The sequence below is a fragment of the Pseudomonas idahonensis genome, from assembly GCF_037903935.1.
Taxonomy (GTDB): domain Bacteria; phylum Pseudomonadota; class Gammaproteobacteria; order Pseudomonadales; family Pseudomonadaceae; genus Aquipseudomonas; species Aquipseudomonas danubii.
The window spans coordinates 6,799,635-6,810,649 of sequence record NZ_CP149586.1 but is presented as its reverse complement, the minus strand read 5'-3'; the positions used below and the strand labels follow the sequence as shown (position 1 = coordinate 6,810,649).

11 protein-coding genes are annotated in these 11,015 nt (G+C 58.3%); 10 read left to right on the top strand and 1 reads right to left on the bottom strand.

Going from position 1 to position 11,015, the window contains the following annotated elements:
* Positions 1–6: 6 nt before the first annotated feature.
* From rpmH to mnmE, 5 genes are all read left to right on the top strand, one after another.
* Positions 7–141 carry a 50S ribosomal protein L34 gene (gene rpmH, locus WIN67_RS30960; protein WP_003213577.1) on the top strand — a complete coding sequence of 45 codons (135 nt, stop codon included), beginning with the start codon at positions 7–9 and terminating at the stop codon, positions 139–141.
* 16 nt (positions 142–157) lie between these two features.
* A complete protein-coding gene (gene rnpA / locus WIN67_RS30955) occupies positions 158–559 on the top strand; it encodes a ribonuclease P protein component (protein WP_197662869.1) in 402 nt (133 codons plus the stop codon).
* Positions 552–797: a membrane protein insertion efficiency factor YidD gene (yidD, locus tag WIN67_RS30950; RefSeq protein WP_003213574.1), complete on the top strand. Its 246-nt coding sequence runs from the start codon at positions 552–554 to the stop codon at positions 795–797. Before rnpA ends, yidD begins: the two co-directional genes overlap by 8 nt.
* A gap of 2 nt (positions 798–799) precedes the next feature.
* Entirely contained in the window at positions 800–2,500 is a 1,701-nt protein-coding gene (yidC, locus tag WIN67_RS30945; RefSeq protein ID WP_110652498.1) for a membrane protein insertase YidC, read from the top strand.
* Positions 2,501–2,579: 79 nt separating this feature from the next.
* On the top strand, positions 2,580–3,950 hold the full coding sequence (gene mnmE, locus WIN67_RS30940) for a tRNA uridine-5-carboxymethylaminomethyl(34) synthesis GTPase MnmE (protein ID WP_110652497.1): 1,371 nt from the start codon (positions 2,580–2,582) through the stop codon (positions 3,948–3,950).
* Positions 3,951–4,010: 60 nt separating this feature from the next.
* Here the strand turns inward: mnmE and WIN67_RS30935 are convergent, their stop codons facing one another.
* Positions 4,011–4,844, bottom strand: a complete 834-nt coding sequence (locus WIN67_RS30935; protein WP_110594154.1) for an AraC family transcriptional regulator — start codon at positions 4,842–4,844, stop codon at positions 4,011–4,013.
* 345 nt (positions 4,845–5,189) lie between these two features.
* On the opposite strand from WIN67_RS30935, the gene WIN67_RS30930 reads away from it, so the two are divergent.
* From WIN67_RS30930 to rsmG, 5 genes are all read left to right on the top strand, one after another.
* On the top strand, positions 5,190–6,578 hold the full coding sequence (locus tag WIN67_RS30930) for an amino acid permease (protein WP_110594155.1): 1,389 nt from the start codon (positions 5,190–5,192) through the stop codon (positions 6,576–6,578).
* 48 nt (positions 6,579–6,626) lie between these two features.
* Entirely contained in the window at positions 6,627–7,448 is an 822-nt protein-coding gene (locus tag WIN67_RS30925; RefSeq protein WP_339070456.1) for a phytanoyl-CoA dioxygenase family protein, read from the top strand.
* Between the two features lie 128 nt (positions 7,449–7,576).
* A complete protein-coding gene (locus WIN67_RS30920) occupies positions 7,577–7,909 on the top strand; it encodes a hypothetical protein (RefSeq protein WP_102881389.1) in 333 nt (110 codons plus the stop codon).
* Positions 7,910–8,469: 560 nt separating this feature from the next.
* Positions 8,470–10,362, top strand: a complete 1,893-nt coding sequence (gene mnmG / locus WIN67_RS30915; protein WP_170001381.1) for a tRNA uridine-5-carboxymethylaminomethyl(34) synthesis enzyme MnmG — start codon at positions 8,470–8,472, stop codon at positions 10,360–10,362.
* 5 nt (positions 10,363–10,367) lie between these two features.
* Positions 10,368–11,003, top strand: coding sequence for a 16S rRNA (guanine(527)-N(7))-methyltransferase RsmG (rsmG, locus tag WIN67_RS30910; protein ID WP_170001428.1), 636 nt, complete (start codon positions 10,368–10,370; stop codon positions 11,001–11,003).
* Positions 11,004–11,015: the final 12 nt, after the last annotated feature.

Sequence of the window (11,015 nt, the reverse complement as noted above, 5' to 3'; positions counted from 1 at the left end):
CACGACATGAAACGTACTTTCCAACCAAGCACTATCAAACGCGCTCGTACCCACGGTTTCCGTGCTCGCATGGCTACCAAGAACGGTCGTGCCGTCCTGTCGCGTCGTCGCGCCAAAGGTCGTGCGCGTCTGGCAGTTTGATAATCCGGCACTGGAGGTGAGTCAGGACTTCAGTCGGGAAAAGCGTCTGCTTACCCCCCGGCACTTCAAGGCGGTCTTTGACTCCCCTACCGGCAAGGTTCCGGGGAAAAATCTCCTGCTCCTTGCGCGCAACAACGACCTGGATCATCCCCGTCTGGGGCTCGTGATCGGGAAAAAGAGCGTAAAGCTCTCCGTTGAGCGCAATCGCCTCAAGCGTCTGATGCGCGAATCGTTTCGTCTCCACCAGGACTCACTGGTCGGATGGGATATCGTTATCGTCGCGCGCAAAGGTTTGGGCGATGTAGAAAACCCCGAATTGATTCAGCATTTCGGCAAACTCTGGAAACGTCTGGCGCGCAACAAGCCGGAACCAGCAGTCAAATCCGAAACTGTAGGGGTAGACAGTCCCGATGCGTAAACTGGCACTCGTTCCGATCCAGTTTTACCGCTATGCCATTAGTCCTCTGATGGCCAATCACTGTCGTTTCTACCCCAGTTGTTCCTGCTACGCGTTAGAAGCCATCGAAAATCATGGCCTTCTGCGCGGTGGCTGGCTGACCTTTCGTCGTTTAGGTCGCTGTCATCCGTGGAATCCCGGTGGTTATGACCCGGTTCCACCTATCCCTACCTCCCGTTCTTCTTCGATGGCCGAGTAATCATGGATATCAAACGCACGATCCTGATCGTCGCCCTGGCAATCGTGTCCTATGTCATGGTTCTTAAATGGAACCAGGATTATGGCCAGGCTGCCCTGCCGACTCAGAATGTTGCTTCCAGCACGACCGCTCCGGGCTTGCCGGATACGCCAACTGGCACTTCCGCTGCCAACGACGACATTCCACGCGCCGCAAGCGATACCACTGCACCCGCAGAAGCGCCGGTTGCTGCAAGCAAAGATCTCATTCAGATCAAAACGGATGTGCTCGACCTGGCTGTCGATCCACAAGGTGGGGATATCGCGCAACTGCGTTTGCCACTGTATCCACGTCGTCAGGACCACCCGGAAATTCCTTTCCAGCTGTTCGATAACGGCAACGAACGGACTTACCTGGCACAAAGTGGCCTGATTGGCAGCAGCGGCCCGGACGCCAACCCGGCCGGTCGCCCGATCTACTCGGCAGAGAAGAAAAGTTATCAACTGGCTGACGGTCAGGACCAATTGGTGGTCGACCTGAAGTTCAGCAAGGACGGCGTCAACTACATCAAACGCTTCACCCTGAAGCGTGGCCTGTACGACATCACCGTTTCCTACCTGATCGATAACGAAAGCGCGCAACCTTGGACCGGTGCGATGTTCGCCCAGCTCAAGCGCGACGCCAGTTCCGATCCATCCTCCAGCACCGCCACCGGCACTGCGACTTACCTGGGCGCCGCCCTGTGGACAAGTTCCGAGCCGTACAAAAAAGTGTCCATGAAAGACATGGACAAGGTGAACGAGGACAAAACCAAGGCGCCCATCACTGAAAATGTTCAGGGTGGCTGGGTAGCCTGGCTGCAGCACTACTTCGTGACCGCCTGGATTCCGCCAAAAGGCGAAAATAACCAGGTTCTGGCGCGCAAAGACAGCAAAGGCAACTACATCATTGGCTACACCGGCCCTTCGATGACCGTTGCTCCAGGCGCCAAGGCTGAAACCAGTGCCATTCTGTACGCCGGCCCGAAAAGCCAGGCGGTTCTGAAAGAGTTGTCCCCAGGTCTGGAACTGACTGTCGACTACGGCTTCCTGTGGTTCATTGCCCAGCCGATCTTCTGGCTGCTGCAACATATCCACAGCCTGGTGGGTAACTGGGGCTGGTCGATCATTTTCCTGACCATGCTGATCAAGGGGATCTTCTTCCCACTGTCGGCTGCCAGCTACAAGTCGATGGCGCGCATGCGTGCCGTGGCTCCTAAACTGGCCGCGCTGAAGGAAAAGTTCGGCGACGATCGTCAGAAAATGTCCCAGGCGATGATGGAGCTGTACAAGAAAGAGAAGATCAATCCGCTGGGCGGCTGCTTGCCGATCCTGGTGCAGATGCCGGTCTTCCTGTCCTTGTACTGGGTACTCCTGGAAAGCGTGGAAATGCGCCAGGCACCATTCATGCTGTGGATTACCGACCTGTCGATCAAGGATCCGTTCTTCATCCTGCCGATCATCATGGGCGCCACCATGTTCATCCAGCAGCAGTTGAACCCGACGCCTCCGGATCCGATGCAGGCCAAGGTGATGAAAATGATGCCGATCATCTTCACCTTCTTCTTCCTGTGGTTCCCTGCAGGTCTGGTTCTGTACTGGGTAGTGAACAACTGCCTGTCGATCGCACAACAGTGGTACATCACTCGTAAGATCGAAGCGGCTACCAAGAAAGCTGAAGCCTGACCTACGCTGTGGATAACCACACAAGACGCCCCCTAGTGGGGCGTTTTGCTATCTGTCACTTTTGTCTGGATGTCGGTTTATGAATGTCCCTCGTGAAACCATCGCCGCTGTCGCCACTGCCCAAGGTCGCGGTGGCGTGGGCATCGTACGGATTTCCGGGCCCCTGGCGAGCCTGGCCGCCAAGGCCATCAGCGGCCGCGAATTGAAACCGCGGTTTGCGCATTACGGCCCCTTTCTCAGTGAACAGGGAGAGGTGCTGGATGAAGGCATTGCCCTGTATTTCCCGGGGCCGAACTCCTTTACCGGCGAAGATGTGCTGGAGCTGCAGGGCCATGGCGGCCCCATCGTTCTCGACATGTTGCTGCAGCGCTGCCTCGAGCTGGGTTGCCGGCTGGCCCGACCTGGAGAGTTCAGCGAGCGCGCCTTTCTCAATGACAAGCTCGATCTGGCACAAGCCGAAGCCATTGCCGACCTGATCGAGGCCAGTTCTGCACAGGCCGCGCGCAACGCCTTGCGCTCGCTGCAGGGGGCATTCTCCCAGCGTGTGCATAACTTGACCGAACAGCTGATTGCCCTGCGGATCTATGTCGAAGCGGCGATTGATTTTCCCGAGGAGGAAATCGACTTCCTCGCCGATGGCCACGTGTTGAGCATGCTCGACGCGGTCCGCGACGAGTTATCCACAGTACTGAGGGAAGCCGGGCAGGGCGCCTTGCTCCGTGACGGCATGACGGTGGTGATCGCTGGCCGTCCGAACGCCGGCAAGTCCAGCCTGCTCAATGCCCTGGCCGGGCGCGAGGCGGCCATCGTCACTGATATCGCCGGCACTACTCGGGACATTCTCAAGGAACATATCCACATCGACGGCATGCCGTTGCACGTGGTGGACACCGCCGGCCTCAGGGACACCGAGGATCAAGTGGAAAAAATCGGCGTCGAACGTGCGCTCAAGGCCATCGGTGAAGCCGACCGGGTATTGCTGGTGGTGGACGCCACTGCAGCAGAAGCGGCTGATCCCTTCGCCCTGTGGCCTGAATTTCTTGAGCAGCGTCCGGACCCGGCCAAGGTGACCTTGATCCGCAACAAGGCCGATCTGACTGGCGAGCCCATCGCTCTTGAAACCTGTGAGGATGGCCATGTGACCATCAGCCTCAGTGCCATGTCTGCCGGTGTCGGGCTGGATTTGCTACGTGAGCATCTCAAGGCTTGCATGGGTTATGAACAGACGTCGGAAAGCAGCTTCAGTGCCCGCCGCCGGCACCTCGAAGCGTTGCGCTACGCCAGTGCCGCACTGGAGCATGGCCGTGCCCAGCTGACCTTGGCCGGCGCCGGTGAGCTACTGGCCGAGGATCTGCGGCAGGCCCAGCAGTCCCTGGGAGAAATCACCGGGGCCTTCAGTTCCGATGACCTATTGGGACGGATCTTTTCCAGCTTCTGCATCGGCAAGTAGAGCCGCCCCCGGAGCGCTCCGGCAGAGGTTATCCACACCCCTGCCGGTAGCGGACGGCGTTTATTCCACCGACAGGTAGATGCGTGTCTGCAACTGTGCGGGTGGGGTGACGCGTGGATCGTTCACATAGTGTTCAAACATCGGAAAATCCCCTGGTGTCAGCCCACTGTCAGGCAGCCACTCGGAGAACATCCAGGCATAGGCTTTATCCATCTCGTTGTAGGGGCCCACGTAATTCAGGATTGCGTAGCGCCCTGGAGGAATGTCGAACCTTTCCAGCTGTTCGCCCAGGTCTGCATCGGGCGCGACCGCGACTCCGGCTAGAGAGCGCAATTGCTCAGTCGGGACCTGCTCGGGATCGTTGAAGTAGACACCGAATCCGCTGGTGTCCGAATGCATGAGCCCCCGGCTGGCGGCCAGCATGAAAGCACGGGTGAACACCGGACCGATTTCCTGGTAGGAGCCCTGATGAGGCAGGGCTGCCAGAACAACGCCGGGGAAGGTTTCAATTGTGATGGAGTACATATTTGACACCTCAGGGTCGAAAGGACGGGAACGGGTTGCGCGATAACGCCCAGGCGGCAACCCGAAAACGCCAGAGAATGCCCGGTTGAACGCCGCTCCCGACTCGTAGCCAGCACGCAGAGCTACCTCGGCCAGATCCGCGTCAGTGCCTGCCAGCGCTGCGGCTGCCAGGTGCATGCGAATGCGTTGCACCGTGGCGTTCAGCGTTTCTCCCATCATTGCGCGGTAGATGCGATGAAAGTGGTAAGCCGACATACAGGCCAGGTCCGCCAGGTGGTACAGGTCCGGATCGCTGTGTGGATGGCTTGCCAGCCAACGCAGCACCGGCTCCATGCGCTGGCCGTAATGGATTCGGGTTGCAGGTTTCATAAGGCCTCCTTGGTACTCCACTGTAGCGACGGCAGATTTGCAGATTTTGCGATTTTTACCGGCCCCGGGGGACAACGACGTTACCTTTACCCCCTTTCCCGATTCCAGCCGATGTACCTGCGGTCTTGAGTAACAGGCCCATTTCGTAAATGGGCTAAAGTTTCCGCCATTTATCCGCACTAGCCGACGCGTTCGGCACTTTTATCCTTCATTCCCCAAGTGGTACCTGATTTGCATCCTGGCAGATGTACAGGTTTGTACACCTGAGGAAATAGTCCGGCTATTACCCCTGGGTCGGCCGATGGACGCCGATGGGGTCGACAGTCCGGCATTCAAGGAACAGAAATGGCTAGCACGACTGCGTTAAACCGTGGCTTGAGCACCCGGCACATCCGTTTCATTGCGCTGGGTTCAGCCATCGGCACCGGGTTGTTCTACGGTTCGGCGGCCGCCATCAAGCAGGCCGGTCCTTCGGTACTGCTGGCGTACCTGATCGGCGGAGCGGCGATCTACCTGACCATGCGCGCCTTGGGGGAAATGGCTGTCAGAAACCCGGTATCGGGTTCCTTCGGGCATTACGCCAGTTGTTATCTTGGACGCTTTCCGGGGTTTCTCACCGGCTGGAGTTATGCTTTTTCGATGCTCATGGTGTGCCTGGCGGACGTCACCGCCTTTGGTGTCTACATGAGCCTGTGGTTCCCCGATACGCCCCGCTGGATCTGGGTGCTGAGCATCGTGCTGGGGATCGGCGCCTTGAACCTGTGCAGTGTGCGGATCTTTGGCGAAATGGAGTTCTGGCTATCGCTGCTCAAGGTCGCGGCGATCATCGCAATGATCGGCGGAGGCTTTGCGGTGCTGCTGTTCGGTATCCAGCTGGGTGACGGACAGCATTCTGTGGGCCTGAGCAACCTGTGGGCCTATGGTGGTTTTTTCCCCAATGGCCTGGAGGGCATGATCGCCTCGTTCACCATTGTCATGTTCGCCTTTGGCGGGATCGAGGTCATTGGCATCACGGCGGGCGAAGCCAAGGACCCGCAACGCATGATTCCCAAAGCGATCAACTCCGTGCCACTGCGGATTCTGATCTTCTACATCCTGACCCTGCTGGTGTTGCTGATGCTGTTTCCCTGGTCCGGTATCGGCAGTCAGGGCAGTCCCTTCGTGCAGATCTTCAGCGGCCTGGGGATAAATTCGGCGGCAACGGTACTGAACCTGGTGGTGATCTCCGCGGTGTTCTCGGCGATCAACAGCGACATTTTCAGTGCCGGCCGCATGATGTACGGCATGGCGGCGATCGGTCAGGCCCCTGCGGCGTTTGCCAGCACCTCGCGCTTCGGAGTCCCCTGGATGACGGTGCTGGTGATGTCGGTGGCTCTGCTGTTCGGTGTTTTGCTCAACTACCTGGTACCCGAGGAATTGTTCCTGGTGTTTGCTTCGCTGGTGACCTTCTCGGTGGTCTGGGTCTGGCTGATGATCCTGCTCTCGCAGATGGCCATGCGCCGCAGCATGAGCCCGGAGGAAATCGCTGCCCTGGGCTTTCCCGTACCTTTCGGCGCCGCTGGCCAGGTCTGCGCGGTGCTCTTCATGCTGTTCATCTTTGTGGTGCTCGGCGCCTTTGCGCAAACCCGCCTGGCGCTTTATGTCGGTGTCGGCTGGCTGGCATTGCTGTCACTAGCCTATTGGATATGGATCAGGCCGAACACCGCCCTCACTGATGTGCCCCTCCCGGACTGAGGATCTCGGCCGTTGTGCCGCCCTCCATTGGATGAAAAGGAAAACACCATGCAAGCGTTCCACCTGCCCCCCTCAACCATCGAGGCGTTTCAGCGCGATGGTGCCGTGTGTATTCGCCAGCTGTTCAGTGCCGACGAAGTGGCGCTGCTGGAGCGGGGGATCGAACACAACCTGGCCAGCCCCAGCGAGCGGGCCAAGGTCGCTAGCCAGGCGGATGATCCTGGCTGGTTCTTCGAGGACTTCTGCAACTGGCAGGACAACCCCGACTACAGGCGCTTCATCTTCAACAGCCGGGTAGGCCATATCGCCAGCCAGCTGATGCAAAGCGACAACGTGCGGCTCTATCACGATCACCTGCTGGTCAAGGAGCCCAACACTCGGCAAGCCACGCCCTGGCATCAGGATCAGCCGTACTACAACGTCGAGGGCCAACAAAACTGCAGCATGTGGATGCCCGTGGACCCGGTGGCGCGGGCATCCACACTGGAGTTTGTCGCCGGTTCCCACCGTGGTCCCTGGCTGATGCCGCGAACCTTCCTGGACAATCAGGCCAAATGGTTTCCCGAAGGCAGTCTGGCGGACCTGCCGGACATCGAAGCCGATCGCTCGGCCTTCAATATCCTCGGCTGGGCCCTGGAACCCGGGGACGCGGTGTTCTTCCACATGCTCACCCTGCATGCCTCTGGCGGTGTGGGGGGCGATCGCCGGCGTCGGGCATTTTCGCTGCGTTTTCTGGGAGATGACATGCGTCATGCCCCCCGACGCTGGCGCACCTCGCCCGAGTTTCCAGGGCTGGCCACGGCTCTGCCTGCCGGGGCGCCGATGGAACATGAGCTTTTCCCTTACTTGTGGACATGCCAGGGCAAATGAAGCCTGTTCAGAAACCAGCGGATCAGCGGCTTGAAGCCGTCGGAAGAATCGGAATCAGCTGATATTCATTCGTTCAAGCCCCGGCCAGCATCCGCGGTCGCTGCTATCAAATGGATGGAAGGGTGTTTATGCGCTTTTGTAGCTATCTCGCGGTACTGGGTCTGGCCCTTGTCTGCCAAGGCAGTTGGGCTCAACTTCCCTCGGATCAGGCGCCTGTGGCGGAGGGTGTCGCCGCCTTCGAGCCCTCCGCCGTTTCGGCCCAGAACTCCCCAGAGGTTGAAGCTGAAAGCTTGAACGGCGGGATCTCGACGAACCCATCTCTGGCGGGCAATGACATGACCAGCGCCTCGATACTCGATAGCGCCAAGGCTGGCTTGAAGAAGTACTGGCTGGTGCTGGTCATTGTCACGCTGGCGTTGAGTTGGTGGATACAAGGTCGCCTGGTCAAGCGCCCCGAGTGACCGCTGCAATCATCACCTGGTGTTATCCACAGACAGGCTCGCGCAGCCTGTCTGTTTCTCCCTCTTCCTGATCGATCCGTTGTAGCCGTTGAGGCCACAACAAGGTCTACCTGTGCCTGAGTTTCCCTGGACGCGGATGTTTTCTGTGGATTAAGCCCTGTGAATAACTGCCCTTCAGCTCGGTTGATAACCAGGCTTCAAAACTGAGGAAAACCACGCCTGTGGATAACCACCCCATTCATCCACAGGTTTAAACCGCTTATCCAAGGGCCTCCTGGCCACCTAATCACAGAGTTTAAAACCTCTGTACATATTGAATATAAAGGCCTGTAGCAATCTATCCACAGAAAGGCATGTGCATAAGAATAAACATAAAAACAAGGATTTAATAAATTTCTCTCTTTTAATTTCTATTGACCGTGATCCATCCACAGCTGGTTAAATTTTGTGCAAAGGGTTCTTTAGGAAGGGCTAAGTCCCTATACTTGCCGCCTTGGTCCAAAAACCAACCCGACAACTACTCCTAATTACTCCTACTTGAAGCAGGCACGAGGTGCGTGGTGGATTTCCCTTCCCGTTTTGAAGTGATCGTCATCGGCGGCGGTCATGCCGGTACCGAGGCAGCACTTGCATCAGCACGAATGGGGGCCAAAACCCTGTTGCTGACGCATAACGTGGAAACCCTCGGAGCAATGAGCTGCAACCCCGCAATTGGTGGGATCGGCAAGAGCCATCTGGTCAAGGAAATCGATGCCCTGGGTGGCGCGATGGCCATGGCTACCGATAAAGGTGGTATTCAGTTTCGTGTCTTGAACAGTCGTAAAGGCCCAGCCGTGCGCGCTACTCGCGCCCAGGCCGACCGCGTTCTGTACAAGGCAGCTGTTCGCGAGATTCTTGAGAACCAGCCCAACCTGTGGATATTTCAGCAAGCAGCCGATGACCTGATCGTCGAGCAGGATCAGGTGCGGGGCGTAGTGACTCAAATGGGTCTGCGGTTCTTCGCTGAATCCGTGGTCCTGACGACCGGGACCTTTCTCGGCGGACTTATCCACATCGGGATGCAGAACTATTCCGGCGGTCGTGCCGGCGATCCACCTTCGATCGCCCTGGCCCAACGTCTACGGGAACTGCCGCTGCGCGTTGGTCGGCTGAAAACTGGTACTCCGCCACGCATCGATGGCCGTTCTGTGGATTTCTCGGTCATGACCGAACAGCCTGGGGATACACCGATTCCGGTGATGTCGTTCCTGGGCTCGAAAGAACAGCATCCACAACAGGTCAGTTGCTGGATTACTCACACCAACGCCCGCACCCACGAGATCATCGCCTCGAACCTCGATCGTTCGCCGATGTATTCCGGGGTGATCGAAGGCATTGGCCCGCGTTACTGCCCGTCGATCGAAGACAAGATCCATCGCTTTGCCGACAAGGAAAGCCATCAGGTGTTTATCGAACCTGAAGGCCTGACCACTCACGAGCTGTACCCGAACGGTATATCCACATCCTTGCCATTCGACGTGCAGTTGCAGATCGTGCAATCGATCCGCGGCATGGAAAACGCACACATCGTGCGCCCGGGTTATGCCATCGAGTACGACTACTTCGATCCGCGGGATTTGAAATACAGCCTGGAAACCAAGGTCATCGGCGGCCTGTTCTTCGCCGGTCAGATCAACGGCACCACCGGGTACGAAGAAGCCGGCGCCCAGGGTTTGCTGGCCGGGGCCAACGCCGCACTGCGTGCCCAGGGCAAAGACAGCTGGTGCCCGCGCCGCGATGAAGCCTATATCGGTGTGCTGGTGGATGACCTGATTACCCTGGGTACCCAGGAACCGTACCGGATGTTCACTTCCCGAGCGGAATACCGCCTGATTCTGCGCGAAGACAATGCCGACCTGCGTCTGACCGAAAAAGGTCGCGAGCTGGGTCTGGTGGATGACGTGCGCTGGGCCGCTTTCTGCAAGAAACGCGAAGGCATTGCCCAGGAAGAGCAACGCCTGAAGTCCACTTGGGTCCGTCCGGGCACCGAGCAGGGCGATGCCATTGCTCAGAAATTCGGCACCCCGCTGACCCACGAGTACAACCTGCTGAACCTGCTGAGCCGTCCGGAAATCGACTACGCTGGTCTGGTCGAAGTGACCGGACACGGCGCAGAAGATCCACAGGTCGCGGAACAGGTCGAGATCAAGACCAAATACGCAGGCTATATCGATCGCCAGCAGGACGAAATTGCTCGTCTGCGGGCCAGCGAAGACACCAAGCTGCCTGTGGATATCGATTACACCGGCATTTCTGGCCTGTCGAAGGAAATCCAGAGCAAGCTCGGCGCAACCCGTCCGGAAACCCTGGGCCAGGCGTCGCGGATTCCCGGCGTGACCCCCGCGGCGATTTCCCTGTTGATGATTCACTTGAAAAAACGCGGCGCGGGCCGTCAGTTGGAGCAAAGCGCTTGAGTTCTATGGTCACCCCACAACACGCGGATGAGTTATCCACAGGCGCTCGCCAGCTCGGTGTCAATCTGAGCGCAGCCCAGCACGAATTGCTGCTGGGTTACCTGGCCCTGTTGATCAAGTGGAACAAGGCTTACAACCTGACGGCGGTGCGCGACCCGGATGAAATGGTCTCCCGCCATCTGCTCGATAGCTTGAGCGTAATGTCGTTCATCGAAAACGGCCGCTGGCTGGATGTTGGCAGTGGCGGCGGGATGCCTGGTATCCCTCTGGCAATCCTGTTTCCCGAGTCGCAAGTCACCTGCCTGGACAGCAACGGCAAGAAAACCCGCTTCCTGACACAGGTCAAACTCGAACTCAAGCTGGATAACCTGCAAGTTATCCACAGCCGGGTCGAAGCCTTCACGCCCGAACAGCCTTTCAACGGGATCATTTCCCGGGCGTTCAGCAGCATGGAGAACTTCACCAACTGGACCCGCCACCTGGGCGACCGCGATACACGCTGGCTGGCAATGAAGGGCGTCCATCCCTCGGATGAGCTGTTAGCATTGCCGGCAGACTTCCACCTCGATAGCGAACACGCCTTGGCCGTACCCGGTTGCCAAGGCCAACGCCATCTGCTGATACTGCGCCGCACGGCATGATTGGGAATACAA